The sequence below is a fragment of the Amycolatopsis sp. NPDC005961 genome, assembly GCF_040629235.1.
Taxonomy (GTDB): domain Bacteria; phylum Actinomycetota; class Actinomycetes; order Mycobacteriales; family Pseudonocardiaceae; genus Amycolatopsis; species Amycolatopsis camponoti.
Genome location: NZ_JBEXVF010000122.1, coordinates 1 through 16,532 on the forward strand (window position 1 = coordinate 1; position 16,532 = coordinate 16,532).

Consider the following 16,532-nt stretch of genomic DNA (forward strand, 5'->3'; position numbering starts at 1 on the left):
TCTTCGGTGGACTTCATGGAGGAGGCGTTCCGCTTCAACGTGGCGACGGCGCACGCTTTGACGGTCAACGGCCGGGCCCGGCGAGGTCGACGGCCCGTTCGCGAACCTCGGCGACGCGGGCAGCCCCCGTGGCAGGAGCGCCGCCGCGCGCCGGGCCGGTTCGGCGGCTGCCCGTCGCGCGCCCCGGTCAGGCTCCGCGGTAGCTGCCGATCGTCCAGGCGTTGCCTTCCGGGTCGCGCAGGCTGAACGTGTGGGAGCCGTACTCGGTGTCCGTCAGCTCCGCCGTCACCTCCGCGCCGGCGGACTTCACCCGCGCGTGGATCTCGTCCACCTTGTCCGACACCACGTACACCGCGCCGGTGCCGGGCTTCATCGCGTCGTGGATTCCGTCCGGCGGGCGGACGCTGCCCAGCATCACCGCGCCGCCCTCGGGCCAGCGCAGCTCCGCGTGCGCGATCAGGTCGCCTTCGGGCACCACCAGAGCCTCGGTGAAGCCCAGGACGTCGACGAGGAAACGGACCGCCGCCGGGGCGTCGTCGTAGCGGAGAGCGGGCCAGACGTTCGGTTCAGGAGTCATGCCGCGAGTCTTGCCCCGCCGCCACCTCCTCGTCTTGGAGGAACGGGAGCTCCTCGGCGATCCACGTGCCCGGCGTGCACCCGGCGAGCGCTCGCCACTCGTTCGTCAGGTGCGCCTGGTCGTAGTACCCGCATTCGACGGCCAGCGAAGCCAGGTCCGCGTGCCCCTGCCGCAGCAGCCGGCCGGCCCGCTCGAACCGCAGCACCCGCGCCGCCTGCTTCGGCGCCAGACCCAGCTCCGCGCGGAACCGCTCCCCCAGGTGACGGCGGCTCCAGCCGACGTCGCCCGCCAGGTCCGTGACGCGCACCCGGCCGTCCGCGCCCCGCATCCGCCGCCAGGCCTCCCCCAGCTCCGGCGATGGCGCCACCGGCGAGACCGCCCGGGCGGCCAGCACGTCGTCGAGCAGGGCGAACCGCTCGCGCCAGGTCCGCAGCGAGTGCAGCTCGTCCGGCAACGAGCCGAGGCCGAAGTCGGCCAGGTCCACCACCTCGCCGCTCAGCTCCGCGGCCGTGACGCCGAACAGCGTCCGCACGCCCAGCGGGTCGAGCTCCAGCTGCAGCCCCTCCTGCCTGCGGTCCTGCCGGATCAGCACCGCGCGCGTGTGCAGCCCGCCGACCAGCGCCTGCAGGCTGCGCCCGGCCATCCGGACCGGCCCGGCCAGGCTGATGACCAGCGTCACGTACCGGGACGGCAGCCCTCGGTGGACCGGCAGCGTCACCTCGTCCTGCGCGTACCCGACGTAGCGCGTGACCAGGGGCCGCACCACCGGGTGCGGCTGGTGGACAGCCCAGGTCACGCTCACGAATACCAGCGTAAACGTCACCACCGACAGTTCCGGTTCTGATAACACGGAGGTGCGTCCCCACCGCGGAAGGAACCACCGATGACGATCCAGGAGCAGGCGCAGCAGCTGGAGCTGCTCGCCGACCAGGTGCCCACCGGCATCGCGCTCGCCACCAAGAGCGACCTCGAAGACCTGCAGGCGCAGGTGCTCGGCCTGCTCGGGGAGACCTCGACCGCGACCGCGATCCAGGGTTCGATCCAGCTGGCGTCGCAGCAGATCGACGAGGTCGCCGCCGCGCTGGAGAACGTCCGCCTGCAGATCCGCGACGCCGCCCAGCACCACCTGCAGGGTTGACCCGGCAAAGCCTCCTCCCCGACCATCACGGCCGGTGAGGAGGCTTTCCCGAACTTCCGGAACTCAGCCGGCGGTGACCACCGGCTCGCCCTCGCCGAGGGACTCCCCCGCCTCTTCGGCGATGCGCATGGCCTCTTCGATGAGCGTCTCGACGATCGCGTGCTCGGGCACGGTCTTGATGACCTCGCCCTTGACGAAGATCTGACCCTTGCCGTTGCCCGACGCGACACCGAGGTCGGCCTCGCGGGCCTCGCCCGGGCCGTTCACTACGCAGCCCATGACCGCCACGCGCAGCGGGATCTCCATGCCCTCGAGCCCGGCGGTGACCTGCTCGGCGAGCGTGTAGACGTCCACCTGCGCGCGCCCGCACGACGGGCACGACACGATCTCCAGCTTGCGCTGCTTGAGGTTCAGCGACTGCAGGATCTGGATGCCGACCTTGACCTCTTCGACCGGCGGCGCCGACAGCGAGACGCGGATCGTGTCGCCGATGCCCTGGCGCAGCAGCGCGCCGAACGCGACGGCCGACTTGATCGTGCCCTGGAACGCCGGGCCCGCCTCGGTGACGCCGAGGTGCAGCGGGTAGGTGCACTGCTCGGCGAGCAGCTCGTACGCGCGCACCATGACCACCGGGTCGTTGTGCTTCACGGAGATCTTGATGTCGTGGAAGTCGTGCTCGGCGAACAGCGACGCCTCCCACAGCGCCGACTCGGCCAGCGCTTCCGGCGTCGCCTTGCCGTACTTGTCCATGATCCGCTTGTCCAGCGAACCGGCGTTGACGCCGATCCGGATCGGCGTGCCGTGGTCCTTCGCGGCCTGCGCGATCTCCTTGACCTGGTCGTCGAACTTCCGGATGTTGCCCGGGTTCACGCGCACCGCGGCGCAGCCGGCCTCGATGGCGGCGAAGACGTACTTCGGCTGGAAGTGGATGTCGGCGATCACCGGGATCTGCGACTTCTTCGCGATCGCGGGCAGCGCCTCGGCGTCGTCGGCCGACGGGCACGCGACGCGGACGATGTCGCAGCCCGCGGCGGTCAGCTCGGCGATCTGCTGCAGGGTGGCGTTGACGTCGGAGGTGAGCGTCGTCGTCATCGACTGCACGGAAATCGGGTGGTCGCTGCCGACGCCGACCGAGCCCACCTGGAGCTGGCGGGTCTTGCGGCGCTCGGAGAGGACGGGCGGGGGCAGGGCGGGCATACCGAGTGCGACGGTCACGGTTTCCAGCGTACCTACCCCGACCGGGCCACCTTCACCAAGTCAACCGTCACGGTGAGCAGCGTTACGCCCCGTACGACCCGTCACGGAGGAGCCGGAACCCCTCCGTGGCGGGGCGCTACTGCAGACGAATCGGGTTGACGATGTCGGCTGTCACCGTGAGTAGAGTCACCGCGCCGCCGATCAGCACCAGCACCATCGTGATCCCGGACAACCGGGTGTAGTCGACCGGTCCGCCGGCCGCCTTGCCCCGCCGGGCGCGGATCCAGTCGCGGACGCGCTCGTACCAGACCACCGCGATGTGCCCGCCGTCGAGCGGCAGCAGCGGCAGCAGGTTGAACACGCCGATGAAGAAGTTCAGGCTGGCCAGCAGGAAGAAGAACAGCACCCAGATGCCCCGCTCGACGGCCTCGCCGCCGATCCGGCTCGCGCCGACGACGCTGACCGGGGTGTTCGGGTCGCGCTCGCCGCCGAAGATCGCGGTGACCACGGCCGGGATGCGCTCGGGGAACTCGACGAGCCGCTGGGCCGTCTCGGAGAACATCGTGCCGGTAAAGCTGAACGTCGCGCCGACCGCGGCGATCGGGCCGTACTGCGTGGTCGCGGCCGGGAGCTGCGGCGAAGCGCCGATCATCCCGACCTCCTTGACGCCGGCGGCGCTCCAGCGCTGCACCTTCGGCACGTCGACGATGAGCGACAGGCGCTGGTCGCCGCGCTGGACGTCGAACTCCGTCGGGCCGCTGGTGGCCTGCACGGTGGCGAGCATCTCGTCCCACGTGGCGATCGGCTTGCCGCCGATCGAAAGGATCTTGTCCCCGGCCCGCAGCCCCGCCGCCTCCGCGGGACGCGCGGCACCCTGCGGGCAGTTGGCGTCCTGCGCCTGCTCCTTCGTCGTGGCCGAGCGGGCGCACGAGGTCGAGGCCAGCACGGGCTCGGTCGTGGTGGGGCCGGCCAGGTTCGGCAGCCCCATCGTCACGGCCATCAGGTAGAGCACGACGAACCCGAGGATGAAGTGCGTGACCGACCCGGCGGACATCACGACGGTGCGCTTCCAGGTCTTGAACCGCCACATCGCGCGCGGCGCCTCGTCCGGCGTCACCTCGTCGAGCGCCGTCATGCCCGCGATGTCGCAGAACCCGCCGAGCGGGATCCACTTCAGGCCGTATTCGGTCTCCCCGCGGCGCCAGGAGAACACGGTGGGACCGAAGCCGACGAAGTACCGGCGGACCTTCATGCCGAAGGCCTTCGCGGTGACCATGTGGCCCGCCTCGTGCAGTGCGACTGAGACACAGATCCCCAGCGCGAAGAGCACCACACCGATGATGTAGGACACCCGCTACTTCCCCTCGATGATCGAACCGGCCCGCGCGCGAGCCCAGCGCTCGGCGGCGAGAACGTCCTCGACGTCGCGAGGTTCGCGACGCCACTCGTCGGCAGCTCCCACCACCTCGGAAACAGTGTCCACTATCGACGTGAAGCGGGTGTTCTGCGCGAGGAAAGCGGCCACCAGCTCCTCGTTCGCCGCGTTGTAGACGGCGGGCAGGCAGCCGCCCACCGTGCCGCAGTGGCGGGCCAGCTCGACGGCGGGGAAGGCGTCGTCGTCCAGCGGCTCGAAAGTCCAGGTCGCGGCCTTGTCCCAGGTGCAGGCGGGTGCGGCGGCGGGCACCCGGTCGGGCCAGTGCAGGGCGAGCGCGATCGGCAGCCGCATGTCCGGCGGGCTGGCCTGGGCGATCGTCGAGCCGTCGGTGAAGGTCACCATCGAGTGCACGATCGACTGCGGGTGCACGGTGACGTCGATCCGCTCCGGCTCGATGTCGAACAGCAGCGCCGCCTCGATCAGCTCCAGGCCCTTGTTGACCAGGGTGGCGGAGTTGATGGTGATCAGCGGGCCCATCGACCAGGTCGGGTGCGCCATCGCCTGCTCGACGGTCACGTCGGCCAGCTCGGCGCGCTTGCGGCCGCGGAAGGGGCCACCGGAGGCGGTGAGGACGAGCCGGGCGACTTCGGTCTGCTTCCCGGCGCGCAGGGCCTGCGCGATGGCGGAGTGCTCGGAGTCGACGGGCACGAGCTGCCCGGGCTTCGCGGCGGCGAGGACGAGCGGCCCCCCGGCGATGAGCGACTCCTTGTTCGCGAGCGCGAGGGTGGCGCCGGTGGCGAGGGCTTTGAGCGTCGGCTCCAGGCCGCGGGAGCCGGGCAGGGCGTTGAGGACGGTGTCGACCTTCACCGCGTCGATCAGCTCGGTGACGGCGTCGGAGCCCGCGAAGAGCCGCGGGAGCTTGAAGTCTCCTTGGTCGTAGCCGCGCTTCTGCGCTTCGGCGTACAGCGCGAGCTGCACGTCTTCGGCGGCCGTGGCCTTGGTGACGGCGACGGCCTCGACGCCGTGGGCGAGCGCCTGCGCGGCGAGCGCGGCCGGGTCGGCGCCGCCGGCCGCGATGCCGGCCACGCGGAAGAGGTGCGGGTTGCGGGCCGCGACGTCGAGGGCCTGCACACCGATGGACCCGGTGGAGCCGAGCACGAGAACGCTTCGCGAGGTAGTCATCGCGGGTCATTGTCGCGCGGGCCGTGTCCGCGGCGCACCCGGAGGTTCGGTGGCGCGGACCTGGGCGGGTGCGGGGCGCGGCCGCCGGGGAATCCGGCGCTCGCCTCGCACCGGGTCGCACACCCGCGGAACCGGCCCGCGCCACGCGGACCCGCGAGGCAGGACGTCCCGCGGCGGGGGCCGTGCGCTCGGAGGTTCCGCGGCGCCGATCGCCCCTCTCGCGGCGGCGCGACGCATCCGGAGTCGCTGCGACAGCGGCGGCGCCGGGTGTCCGGCACCACGCGGGCCGTGTCCGCGGCGCACCCGGAGGTGTGGGATCATCGGGACGTACGTGGTTCACGGGTCTTGAGGAGTTCATCGTGGCAGGCAAGGCGGTCGAGAAGCGGCCCGAGGTCGACCCCCGCGACGAGCCGTCCGCGGCCTGGGGCTGGCACGGTTCGTTCCCGAAGGCCACCCGCATCGCCGGCTGGGTCAGCGCGATCATCCTGCTGGTGATGATCAAGGGCAACCACGAGAACAACACCGAGAACGTCTGGCTCGTCGGCCTCTCGCTGTTCCTGATCCTGCTGCTCGTGCTGGACATCCGCAAGCAGCGCACGGCCTGGCGCAAGTAGTTCGTTACCGGCTAACCTCCCCGGCATGAAGCTGCGCTGGGGTCTGGCTCTCGTCGGTGTTCTGGGTGCGTTGCTGGTGGCGCCGGCTTCGGCGTCCGCGTCGTCCGTGGTGACCCGGTGCGAGTTCACGCCGACCCCCGACAATCCGGCCGCGCGTCCCGTGGTCCGTCCGCTGCCGTTCGCTTTGACGCGAGGGACCGTGGACGTGACGTTCCGATTCAACTACGGCCCGGTGACGGTGCGGCTGAACCGCGCCGGGGCGGCCCCGTGCGCGGTGCACAACATGGTTTCGCTGATCGCTCAGCGGTTCTACGACCGGTCGCAGTGCTGGCGGCTGTCGAACTCTTCCCGGTTGGGCGTCCTGCAGTGCGGGGACATCTACGAGGTCGAGAAGGGCGGGCCGGGGTACAAGTTCCCGGACGAGGTTTCCGGGGCGGAGACGTACCCGCGCGGGACCGTCGCGATGGGGAACCAGGGGCCGGGGACCAACGGGTCCGAGTTCTTCATCGTGCATTCGTTCGCGAACATCCCGGCGAACTATTCGGTGCTGGGGACCGTGGTCCGCGGCATGTCGGCGATCGACCACATGGTGGCGGACGGGATCATCCCGACCGACCCGAACGGGCCGCTGGACGGCGCTCCGGCGCACCCGGTGAAAATCCTGCGGGCCACGCTCGGCCGGTAGGTAGGTCGGCCTCTACCGGCCGGCACCGAGCAGCGTCGCGATCGCGAACATGCTCACGGTCGAGCACGCTACCGGCCACAACGTCCGAATCGTCACCCCAACGAGTGAATGCCCTCCGTGCTCGATTACATTGAGCCAGCTGTGAGCAGCCTGTGAGGGGGACTCGTGATCACGCACGACCAATACCTGGCCACCCGAAGATTCGGTGCTCTCGACGGGGTCCGGGCCATCGCCGCCGTGCTCGTCGTCGTCTTCCACTACGGGGGACCCAACTGGGTGCGGGCCAACGGCTGGATCGGCGTCCACCTGTTCTTCGTGCTCTCCGGGTTCCTCATCACCACCCTCGCCCTGCGCGAAGAGGCCCGCAACGGCCGCGTTTCCCTCGCCGAGTTCTACATCCGGCGGGCGTTCCGCATTCTGCCCGTCTACTACGTCGTCATCGGCGTGGTCGTCGTCTTCGCCTACTTCCGGGGCATGGGCCTGCGGCACAGCGGGATCATCGAGGCGCTGCCCTGGAACGTCGCCTTCGTCGGCGAGTACCACCAGATGACCCTGTTCGGCCAGGCCTGGACGCTCGGTGTCGAGCAGAAGTTCTACCTCGTCTGGCCGCTGCTCGCGTTCGGCATCGGCGCGCTCGGCTTCGTGAAGCGGCTGAGCCTTTCCGTCGGGCTCGTCGTCCTCATGCTCGCCCTGATCCCCTTCATGCCCTACGCCGGCGCGTACTCGCCGATCCTCATCGGCTGCACGCTGGCGATCGTGCTGCACCACCGCAAGGGCTTCGCCGCGCTACGGGTGTTCACGCACCCCGCCGTCGGGCTGGTGGTCGCCGCCGCGCTGGTCGCGGTCCAGACCATGTTCGGCGAGATCGCCGAGTTGCTCAGCGACGAAGGCGGCTCGATCACCGGCACCATCTACATCCTGCTGGCGGCGCTGCTGGTGCCGTCGCTGGTCGCCGGCGGCGGGCCGCTGGCCTGGTTCCTGTCGCTGAAGCCGATGCGGTTCATCGGGGAACGCTCGTACTCGCTCTACCTCATGCAGGGCGTCGTCGCGGTGGCGATCGCGGGCGCGATCCCGCAGTTCGCCCCGCACCGGACCCTCACCGCGGTCGCCGTGACGATCGTCGGGCTGCTGGCCGCCGACCTGCTCTACCGCTGGGTCGAGCTCCCGATGATCGACGTCGGCCGCCGGATCATCGCGCGGCGCCGGGCCAAGAAGGCGGAGCCGGTGGCCGAGGTCGCCGAACCCGCGCTCGTCTCGGCCTGACCCGCACCGCCGTTCCGAGCCGAACGGAAAAGCCGGGTGCCGCGCAGTTGCAGCACCCGGCTTCCGAAACCACCGTCAGCGTTCGCTGGCGGGCGACACCAGCTCGCTCGGCCCGCCGCTCGACTCCCCGGCGACCGCGGCCAGCTCCTCGCCCACTGACTCCCCGCCCGAAGGGCGCGCATTCTTCGTCAGCAGCGATGCCACCGCGCCGATCAGGCACACCGCGATCGCGAAGCCGAACGCAACCGCCAAGCCCGACTGGAACGGCCCCGAGATCAAGTTCGGGAAGAAGCTGCGGCCCGTCAGGAACGACGCCTGGTCCGGCGGCAGCGACGACAGCTGGCCGCCCAGGAGCTGCTGGATCGGGTTGTAGCCCAGGAACGCCGCGAACAGCACCGCCACCGCCGGCAGGTTCGCCACCTGGGACGCCGCCGCCTCGGGGACGCCGTGGGCCAGCAACCCGTCGTGCATCGTCGACGGGAGGCTGCTCGACAGGCCCGAGATGATCAGGCTGAAGAAGAAGCCGATCGACAGGACCATCGCCGCGTTCTGGAAGGTCGTCATCATGCCCGCGCCGGAGCCGCGCGCGTCCGCCGGGAGGCTGTTCATCACCTCGGCGCGGTTGGGCGAGGAGAACATGCCCATGCCGATGCCGTTGATCAGCAGGATCGCCGCGAACGCCCAGTAGTCGAAGTTGACCGGCAGGATGATCAGCAGCAGGAACGTGATCGCCGTGATGAGCAGCCCGGTGGACGCGAGCAGGCGGCTGCCGATGCGGTCGGCGAGGATGCCCGACGTCGGCGCGGCCAGGAGGAAGCCGACGGTCATCGGGAGCATGTAGATGCCCGCCCACAGCGGCGTCTGCTCGAACGTGTAGCCGTGCTGGGGCAGCCAGATGCCCTGCAGCCAGATGATCAGGATGAACTGCAGCCCGCCGCGGCCGAGCGACGCGGTCAGGTTGGCGATGTTGCCCCAGGTGAACGACCGGATCCGGAACAGCGACAGCCGGAACAGCGGGTTGTCGACCTTCATCTCGATGACCACGAACCCGATCAGGACCGCGACGCCGCCGATCAGGCAGCTCAGCACCATCGGGCTGGTCCAGCCGGTCTGCGACGTGCCGTAGGGCTGGATGCCGTAGGTGATGCCGACCAGCACCGCGATCAGGCCGACGGCGAAGGTGATGTTGCCCCACCAGTCCATCCGCGCGTGCTTGCGGATGCCGGTGTCGTGCAGCTTGAGGTACGCCCAGACCGTGCCGATCACGCCGAAGGGCACCGACACCAGGAAGATCAGGTTCCAGTCGACCGGGGCGAGCACGCCGCCGACGACCAGGCCGAGGAACGAGCCCGCGATGGCCGCGACGCCGTTCATGCCGAGCGCGAGCCCGCGCTGGTTGGCCGGGAAGGCGTCGGTGAGGATCGCCGAGGAGTTCGCCATCAGGAAGGCGCCGCCGACGCCCTGCACGATCCGCCAGCCGATCAGCCACAGCGCGGCCGCGTCCCCGCCGAACCAGGTGACGGCCAGCATGATGGAAGAAACGGTGAAGACGGCGAAGCCGAGGTTGTACATCCTCGCGCGGCCGTACATGTCACCGAGCCTGCCGAAGCTCACCACGAGCACCGCGGTGACGACCAGGAAGCCCATGATCATCCACAGCAGGTAGCTGGTGTTGGCGGGCTCGAGGGGGTTGATGCCGATGCCCTTGAAGATGTCGGGCAGCGCGATCAGCACGATCGAGGAGTTGATCGTGGCGATCAGCATGCCCAGCGTCGTGTTGGACAGCGCGATCCACTTGTACCGCGGCCCCAGTTCCGCGATCGAATACGTCCGGCGTTCCGCCACTGTGCAACCCTTCTGCTCGCAAAGTCCCTTAGCTAGGCTAAGCAAGTTGCTTGCGTATGGCAACCAAGTTCCGAAATCGCCTGGGAGAGCATGATCACACTCCGTTGACTGTCCTTTGTGGATCCTTTAATCGCGGGCCGGATTCGTCCGAGAGTGGGGGACGGTGGCCCGGCTTCGGCCTGGGGACAGCTCGAGCGGCCTGTGGACAACTCTCCCTCGCCGGACCGGAACTGTCGGTGGCCGCCGGTAACGTTGAAACCGGGGGTCCCCCTCACGGGAGGAGGCACGCGGGTGGCGCGAAAAGTGCGTCAGCGCAGGAGTTTCCCCAGCACCGCGACCCCCTCGGCGATCTCCGTCGACGTCCTCGCCGCGTAGCCCAGCACCAGCCCCGGACGGCCCGGCAACTGCCGGTGCCACGACAGCGGCTGGACCTTCACCCCCTCCGCCAGCGCGGCCGCCGCCAGCGCGACGTCGTCCAGGTCCGTGCCGAACGTGATCGTCAGGTGCAGGCCCGCCGCCGCGCCGTGGACCACCGCACCCGGCACTTCCGAAGAAAGCGCGCGGATCATCGCGTCGCGGCGACGCCGGTGCCGGGCCCGGACCACCCGCAGCTGCCGCTCCAGCTCGCCCGTCTCCATCAAGCGGGCCAGGACCAGCTGGGCCAGCACCGGGTTGCCCAGGTCCGCGAACCGCTTCGCCGCCACCAGGTCGTCGTGGAACCGCGGCGGCGCCAGCAGCCAGCCCACCCGCAACGCCGGCGCCAGCAGCTTCGAAACGCTTCCCGTGTAACAGACCTCCGGCAGCATCGACCGGACGGCGGGCACCGGCGCGCGGTCGTAGCGGTGCTCCGCGTCGTAGTCGTCCTCCACCACGATGCCGCCCTCGGCCGCCCAGCGCATCAGGTCGCGGCGGCGGTCGCCGCCCAGCACCACGCCCATCGGGAACTGGTGGGCCGGGGTCACCAGCACCGCCGGCGCACTCAGGGAGCCGACGCGCAAGCCGTCGTCGTCCACCGGGACCGGCGGGGTCGCCAGGCCGCAGTGGTGCAGGTGCTGCCGCGCGCCCAGCGAACTCGGGTCCTCCACCGCGATCTCGGTGACGCCGTGCTGCCGCAGCACCTCCCCCACCAGCGTCAGCGCCTGCGCGACGCCGGCCACCACGATGATCTCGCCGGGGTCGACGCGGATGCCGCGGCTGCGCGCCAGCCAGTGCGACACCGCGAGCCGCATCGCCGGGGCGCCGCGGGGGTCGCCGTAGCCGAAGTGCGACGGCTCCAGCTCCTCCAGCACCGCGCGCTCGGCGCGCAGCCACGCCGCGCGCGGGAACGCCGTCAGGTCCGGGACGCCCGGGGTGAGGTCGATGCGGGCCGGGGCCGCGCGGACCGTGTCGAACACCTCGACGCCCGGCATCGGCGTGATCACCTTCGACGGCGGCCGGACGCGCGCGGGTTCAGGGGCGAGCACCGGCGCGGCCACCACCACCGTGCCCGCCCGGCCGCGGCCCGCCGCGTGCCCGTCGTCGATCAGGCGCTGGTAGGCCTCGGTGACGACACCGCGGGACACCCGCAGCTCGGCGGCCAGGACGCGGGACGCGGGCAGCCGGCCGCCGATCGGGAGCCGGCCGTCGGCCACGGCGGCGCGCAGCTGCCCGGCGAGCCAGTCCGACAGCCCGCCCGCCGGCGCGTCACGGACGTCGAGCTGGAGGAAGTCCGAGCCTATGGACCCCTCCATGGGCGGTGTTTTGGCTCTGTCCATCGAGCCATTGTCGCAGCACGCTGGGCGTATGGACACCAGCTACGTGCACGGATACACCGCCCCCGAGGCCCGCCGCCTCGGCGACCAGGCCGACACCCTGGCCGCGCTGCTGCACGACGGGACGGCCTACCCCGCCGGGAGCCGCGTGCTGGAGGTCGGCTGCGGCGTCGGCGCCCAGACCGTCCACCTCGTGGCGCGCAGCCCGGACGCGCACCTGACCGCGGTCGACGTCTCCGCGGGCTCCCTCGACCAAGCGAGGAGGAGGGTCCCCGAGGTCGAGTTCCGCCAGGCCGACCTCTTCGCGCTCGACGGCGAGTGGGACCACCTCTTCGTCTGCTTCGTGCTCGAACACCTGCCGGAGCCGGAGAAAGCGTTGGCGCACCTGAAAACCCTGCTGCGGCCGGGCGGGACGATCACCGTCATCGAGGGCGACCACGGCTCGGCCTTCTTCCACCCGCGCAGCGAACACGCCCAGGCCGCGATCGACTGCCTCGTGCGCCTGCAGGCCGACGCCGGCGGCGACGGGCTCCTCGGCCGGCGCCTCTACCCGTTGCTGGCCGACGCCGGTTTCGACGACGTCCGAGTGGAGCCGCGGACGGTCTACGCGGACGCGTCCCGGCCGGACCTCGTCACCGGTTTCACCCGCGACACGTTCACCGCGATGGTCGAGGGCGTCGGCGAAACCGCCGTGGCGAAGGGGCTCATGACGGAGGCGGACTGGGCCCGCGGCATCACCGCTCTTTACCGCACCACCAGGGAATACGGGACCTTCCATTACACGTTCTTCAAGGTAACAGCAACTCGCACTCCGGGAGGAGCGTCATGATCATCGCCGTTCTCGCCGCCGTTGTCCTGCTCGCCTGGGCGCTCGACCACGCCTACCGCCGCCGTCCGTACCCGCGCAACCGCTTGGCGGGCAGCACGAACGTCTACGACCGGGACGCCCAGCGCCTCGAAGGCGACCTCGTCGCCGACGAGCGGCACTACCCCAGGTCCGCCAGCCGGTCCCGGACCCGCTTCGCGCCGGGCACGCACTCCCCGGCGTAACAGGCCAGCGCGCGTTCCCAGTGCTCGCGCGCGGCCGTCACGTCACCCAGTCCACAGTGGACTTCGCCGAGCCCGTAGTAGGCCTTGCCCTGCTCGGGACGGCAGCCCGTTTCCTTCGCCACGGCAAGGGCTTCACGGTGGTGGCCGAGAGCGTCCGAAGACGCGCCCGTCGCCGCCGCCAACGCGCCGAGGCTGTTGAGCACCCGGGACTCCACGCCCCGGTCGCCGCATTCGCGGGCCAGGCCCAGTGCCTCTTCGAGGTGCTGGGCCGCTTCCGTGTGCCGGCCTTGCGCCAGCCGGACGTCGCCCAGGTGCTTCAACGCGACACTGCGGTTGGTCGGGCTGCCCGTCTCCTGCGCGATTTCCAGCGCCCGCTCGAGGTGCGCCGCGGCTTCCGGGTACCGCCCGCGTGCGTGCTCGATGTCGCCGAGGATGCCGAGCGCGTACCCCTCGCTCACCCACACGCCCATCGCGCGGAAGTGCTCCAGTCCTTCCTCCAGCGAGCGGACGGCTTCGTCGTGACGGCCCAGCGCCGACAGCGCGTCGCCCAGGTTGACCAGCGCGTAGCCCTCGGAAGTGCGGTCGGCCGTGTCGCGGGCCAGTGCGCGGGCTTCCTCGAGGTAGCCGATCGCTTCGCCGTAGCGGCCGATGCCGCGGCAGGAGCAGCCGAGCACCACCAGCACCAGGCCCTCGCTGGTGCGGTCGCCGGCCTTGCGGGCCAGGGCCAGGGCTTCGGTCGAGTACGTGATCGCCTCGGCGAACCGGCCCAGCGCCCGGCAGACCAGGCCGAGGGTGTTGACCGAGTGGATCTCGGTACGCCGGTCGCCGGTCTCGCGGGCGAGGGCGAGCGCCTCCTCCAGGTACCGGCGCGCCTCCCGCGACCGGCCGACGCGCCAGTGGCCGACCGCGATCAGGATGAGCGGCTCGGCCTCGGCCACCCGGTCGCCGGCGTCGTGGGCCAGCGCCGACGCGTGCGAGTGCAGCACCAGTGATTCCTCGTGGTAGCCGCCGACATCCAGGTAGTGCCACAGGATCCCGGACAGCAGCCGCAGGTGGTCGGACCACCCGTGCCGCGTCGCGTGCGCCGCGACGGCGAGGAGGTTGCGGCGCTCGGCCTCCAGCCACGCCGGCGCGTCGATCACCTTGACGTCCGGGTCCGGGACGTCCGGGCGCAGGTGCCGTTCCTGCGGCAGAACGGCGTCCATGGCCTGCGCGGCCGACCGGACGTAGAAGTCGAACAGCCGCTCCTGCGCGTCGTGGCTCTCGGTCTCGTCCCGCGCCGCGAGTTCGGCGGCGTAGACGCGCAGCAGGTCGTGCTGCTGGAAGCGGTCGTCGCCGGTCTCCTGCGCGAGGTGGGCGCGGACCAGCGTGGCCGTCAGCCGTTCCGCCTCCGGCAGGGCGACGCCGGCGAGCGCGGCGATCGCGGCGGGGGTCAGGTCGCGGCCCGGGTGCAGGCCACAGAGGCGGAACACGCGCGCTGCGTCGGCCGCCAAGTGCCGGTAGGACCACGAGAAGACGGCCCGGACCGCGGTCAGCGGGTCGCCGCCGCCGTCGAGCAGGTCGAGCCGGCGCCGTTCGTCGGCCAGCTCGTCCGCGAGGGCGGCGAGCCGCTCCCCCGGCCGGCTCAGCGCCAGCTCCGCGACCAGCCGCAGCGCCAGCGGCAGCCGGGCCGAGTACCCGATCAGCGCCTCGGTGGCGTCCGGCTCGGCGTCGACGCGCGCGCCGAGCAGCGTCCGCAGCAGGTCGAGGGCCTCGGCGTCGGTCAGCAGGTCGACGAGCACGCGGCGGGCGCCGTGCCGCGCGACCAGCCCGGGCAGGGCGTCGCGGCTGGTCACGAGCACCAGGCACGACGCCGAGCCGGGCAGCAGCGGGCGGACCTGCCCGACCGAGCCGGCGTTGTCCAGCAGCAGCACCATCCGGCGGCCGGTGAGCGCGGTGCGGAACTTCGCGGCGCGCTCCTCCGGCTCGGCGGGGATGTCCGCGCCGTCGACGCCGAGGGCGCGCAGGAACCCGGACAGCGCGTCGCCCGGCTCGACCGGCCGGACCGTGCCGTAGCCGTGCAGGTCGAGGTAGAGCTGGCCGTCCGGGAACTCAGCGAGGGACCGCTGGGCCCAGTGGACGGCGAGAGCGGTCTTGCCGACGCCGCCGGTGCCGGACAGGACAGCGATGCGCGCACCGGTGCCGCCGCCGTCCCGGAGGGCGTCGAGCTCGGCCAGCTGGGTGGTGCGGCCGCGGAAGCCGGCGACGTCCGCGGGCAGCTGGGCGGGGACGCGGGCCGGCGGTTCCGGGGCGGCGAAGTCCTGGCGCAGCACCTGCCGCTGGGCCGCGCGCAGCTCGGGGCCGGGTTCGATGCCCAGCTCGCCGTCCAGCCGCTGCCGGACCTCTTCGAACACCGCCAGCGCGGCGGCCTGCCGCCCGGACGCGGCGAGCACCAGCATGAGCCGGGCGTGCGCGGACTCGTTCAGCGGCTCCTCGGCGGTGAGCACGCGCAGCTGGACCGCCGCGTCCTCGGGGTCGGCCGCCTCGGCGTAGGCCATCACCGTCTTCGCGCGCTTCATCGCCAGGGCCAGCCGGGCGGGGTGCTGCCCGAGCCGTCCGACGTCGGCGAGGGCCGGACCGCGCCAGAGCTCCAGGGCTTCGCGGTGGGCGCCCTCTTCCAGGAACTTCTCGAACCGCAGCAGGTCCAGCGCGTCCGCGTCGGCGGTCAGCCGGTACCCGCCCTTGTCGGTGGTGATGAGGTCGGCGGGCCGCAGCGCGCGCCGCAACCGGGCGACGTAGGTGTGGAGCAGCTCCAGGCAGGACGGCGGCGGCTCGTCCCAGATGACGTCGACGAGGTCCTCGCGCCGGACGGTGCGGTTCGGCTGCAGCGCCAGCATCGCGAGCAGCAGGCGCTGCTTCTCGGCGCCGATCTCGACCGGGGAGTCCCCGCACCGCACGGTGAGCGGGCCCAGGACGCCGATCCGCACCGGCTCCGGAGGCGCTTCGGCAAGCGCTTCCCGCAGCCGGCGCTCGGTCTCCGGCCGGGGCCGGCGGACGGTGCCGAGCTCGGCGTTGCGCACCGCGCGCTGGCTCACTCCGGCGCGCTCGGCCAGCTGGGCCTGGGTGAGGCCGGCGAGCACGCGCCGGTGCCGCAGCCACCCGGCGAACGGCAGGCCTTCTTCCACAGGCGTCCTCTCCCCGCGTGCCCCGCAGCGGAACGTACCCCTCCAGGATTCCGATCGTGCCGCTCCACCTGTACCACCGAACGGAGAAAGGTAACCGTTTCCGCAGGTACCGACCGTGACGACGCCGTGGACCGCGGGTACAGGCGCACGTCCACCACGGTTTCCTAGGCTTTCTCGGGTCCGGTGGTGGCGAGGGGTTCGGAGCAGCCGTCGCATGGGGTACGACGGCTGCACCCGAGCCTTCAGACGCCGAAGCGTTCCAGGAGAGCGCGTACGGCGGCTGGATCCTCGACGTGGGCGTTGTGCCCGAGGCCGGCGAGCGTGACCGCGTCCGGGTCCAGCGCGCGTAGCCGGCCGGGACGGCTCATCGGGTCGTTCTCGCCCGCCGCCAGCACGACCGGGCACCGCGCCGCGGCGAGCAGCGCCGGCATGTCCGGCGCGCCGACGCCGAACGCGGCCGGGTCCATCGCGAGACGCCAACCTCCCTCGGTCTCGCGAAGCCCGGCCGGGTCCGCGGGCGCGATGCCCAGCAGCCCGGAGACCTTCAGGTAGGCCTGCTCGGCGTCCACGCGCGTCTCGAACAGCCGGGCCGGGCGCGCCGCGAGCGTCGCCACGCGGCCCAGGTCGTCCTGGGTCCACTCGACCTTCACCCCGAGGGCCAGCACGCCCAGCACCTCGACGTCGTACTTGC

General features: G+C 71.8%; 14 protein-coding genes and 1 pseudogene. 6 read left to right on the plus strand and 9 right to left on the minus strand.

Annotated features, from left to right (window positions below):
- Positions 1 to 187: 187 nt before the first annotated feature.
- Both ABZ342_RS47400 and ABZ342_RS47405 read right to left on the minus strand, forming a co-directional pair.
- Positions 188 to 577: a VOC family protein gene (locus ABZ342_RS47400; RefSeq protein ID WP_155545388.1), complete on the minus strand. Its 390-nt coding sequence runs from the start codon at positions 575 to 577 to the stop codon at positions 188 to 190.
- The gene (locus tag ABZ342_RS47405) at positions 567 to 1,379 is read right to left on the minus strand and encodes an AraC family transcriptional regulator (RefSeq protein WP_360488265.1); all 813 of its coding nucleotides are present in this window, start codon (positions 1,377 to 1,379) and stop codon (positions 567 to 569) included. The genes ABZ342_RS47400 and ABZ342_RS47405 overlap by 11 nt, the downstream gene beginning before the upstream one ends.
- A gap of 81 nt (positions 1,380 to 1,460) precedes the next feature.
- Here ABZ342_RS47405 and ABZ342_RS47410 point away from each other — a divergent pair, with 81 nt between their 5' ends.
- Positions 1,461 to 1,715: a hypothetical protein gene (locus tag ABZ342_RS47410; RefSeq protein WP_155545387.1), complete on the plus strand. Its 255-nt coding sequence runs from the start codon at positions 1,461 to 1,463 to the stop codon at positions 1,713 to 1,715.
- Between the two features lie 63 nt (positions 1,716 to 1,778).
- Here the strand turns inward: ABZ342_RS47410 and ispG are convergent, their stop codons facing one another.
- From ispG to dxr, 3 genes are all read right to left on the minus strand, one after another.
- The gene (gene ispG / locus ABZ342_RS47415) at positions 1,779 to 2,930 is read right to left on the minus strand and encodes a flavodoxin-dependent (E)-4-hydroxy-3-methylbut-2-enyl-diphosphate synthase (protein ID WP_196425529.1); all 1,152 of its coding nucleotides are present in this window, start codon (positions 2,928 to 2,930) and stop codon (positions 1,779 to 1,781) included.
- A gap of 118 nt (positions 2,931 to 3,048) precedes the next feature.
- On the minus strand, positions 3,049 to 4,263 hold the full coding sequence (locus ABZ342_RS47420) for a site-2 protease family protein (protein ID WP_360488270.1): 1,215 nt from the start codon (positions 4,261 to 4,263) through the stop codon (positions 3,049 to 3,051).
- Positions 4,264 to 4,266: 3 nt separating this feature from the next.
- Complete coding sequence (gene dxr / locus ABZ342_RS47425; protein WP_155545385.1) at positions 4,267 to 5,469, minus strand: 1-deoxy-D-xylulose-5-phosphate reductoisomerase; 1,203 nt, start codon at positions 5,467 to 5,469, stop codon at positions 4,267 to 4,269.
- Positions 5,470 to 5,828: 359 nt separating this feature from the next.
- Here dxr and ABZ342_RS47430 point away from each other — a divergent pair, with 359 nt between their 5' ends.
- The 3 genes from ABZ342_RS47430 (at position 5,829) to ABZ342_RS47440 (ending at position 8,031) form a co-directional block, all read left to right on the plus strand.
- The gene (locus ABZ342_RS47430; RefSeq protein ID WP_155545384.1) at positions 5,829 to 6,083 is read left to right on the plus strand and encodes a DUF2631 domain-containing protein; all 255 of its coding nucleotides are present in this window, start codon (positions 5,829 to 5,831) and stop codon (positions 6,081 to 6,083) included.
- Positions 6,084 to 6,108: 25 nt separating this feature from the next.
- Positions 6,109 to 6,768, plus strand: a complete 660-nt coding sequence (locus tag ABZ342_RS47435; protein WP_360488273.1) for a peptidylprolyl isomerase — start codon at positions 6,109 to 6,111, stop codon at positions 6,766 to 6,768.
- 165 nt (positions 6,769 to 6,933) lie between these two features.
- The gene (locus tag ABZ342_RS47440) at positions 6,934 to 8,031 is read left to right on the plus strand and encodes an acyltransferase (protein WP_360488276.1); all 1,098 of its coding nucleotides are present in this window, start codon (positions 6,934 to 6,936) and stop codon (positions 8,029 to 8,031) included.
- Positions 8,032 to 8,106: 75 nt separating this feature from the next.
- Here ABZ342_RS47440 and ABZ342_RS47445 read toward each other — a convergent pair whose 3' ends face one another.
- Positions 8,107 to 9,876 carry an MFS transporter gene (locus ABZ342_RS47445; protein WP_360488279.1) on the minus strand — a complete coding sequence of 590 codons (1,770 nt, stop codon included), beginning with the start codon at positions 9,874 to 9,876 and terminating at the stop codon, positions 8,107 to 8,109.
- Positions 9,877 to 10,184: 308 nt separating this feature from the next.
- Positions 10,185 to 11,630 (minus strand): PLP-dependent aminotransferase family protein, encoded by a 1,446-nt coding sequence (locus ABZ342_RS47450; protein ID WP_360488282.1) that lies wholly within the window; start codon positions 11,628 to 11,630, stop codon positions 10,185 to 10,187.
- A 28-nt stretch (positions 11,631 to 11,658) separates the two neighbouring features.
- On the opposite strand from ABZ342_RS47450, the gene ABZ342_RS47455 reads away from it, so the two are divergent.
- On the plus strand, positions 11,659 to 12,456 hold the full coding sequence (locus ABZ342_RS47455; protein ID WP_360488285.1) for an L-histidine N(alpha)-methyltransferase: 798 nt from the start codon (positions 11,659 to 11,661) through the stop codon (positions 12,454 to 12,456).
- A complete protein-coding gene (locus ABZ342_RS47460; RefSeq protein ID WP_360488288.1) occupies positions 12,453 to 12,677 on the plus strand; it encodes a hypothetical protein in 225 nt (74 codons plus the stop codon). The genes ABZ342_RS47455 and ABZ342_RS47460 overlap by 4 nt, the downstream gene beginning before the upstream one ends.
- Here the strand turns inward: ABZ342_RS47460 and ABZ342_RS47465 are convergent.
- Both ABZ342_RS47465 and ABZ342_RS47470 read right to left on the minus strand, forming a co-directional pair.
- Positions 12,614 to 15,841 carry a tetratricopeptide repeat protein gene (locus ABZ342_RS47465; protein ID WP_360488291.1) on the minus strand — a complete coding sequence of 1,076 codons (3,228 nt, stop codon included), beginning with the start codon at positions 15,839 to 15,841 and terminating at the stop codon, positions 12,614 to 12,616. The genes ABZ342_RS47460 and ABZ342_RS47465 overlap by 64 nt on opposite strands.
- Positions 15,842 to 16,083: 242 nt before the next feature.
- Positions 16,084 to 16,532: pseudogene (locus tag ABZ342_RS47470) on the minus strand (alpha/beta hydrolase); the annotation flags it as partial.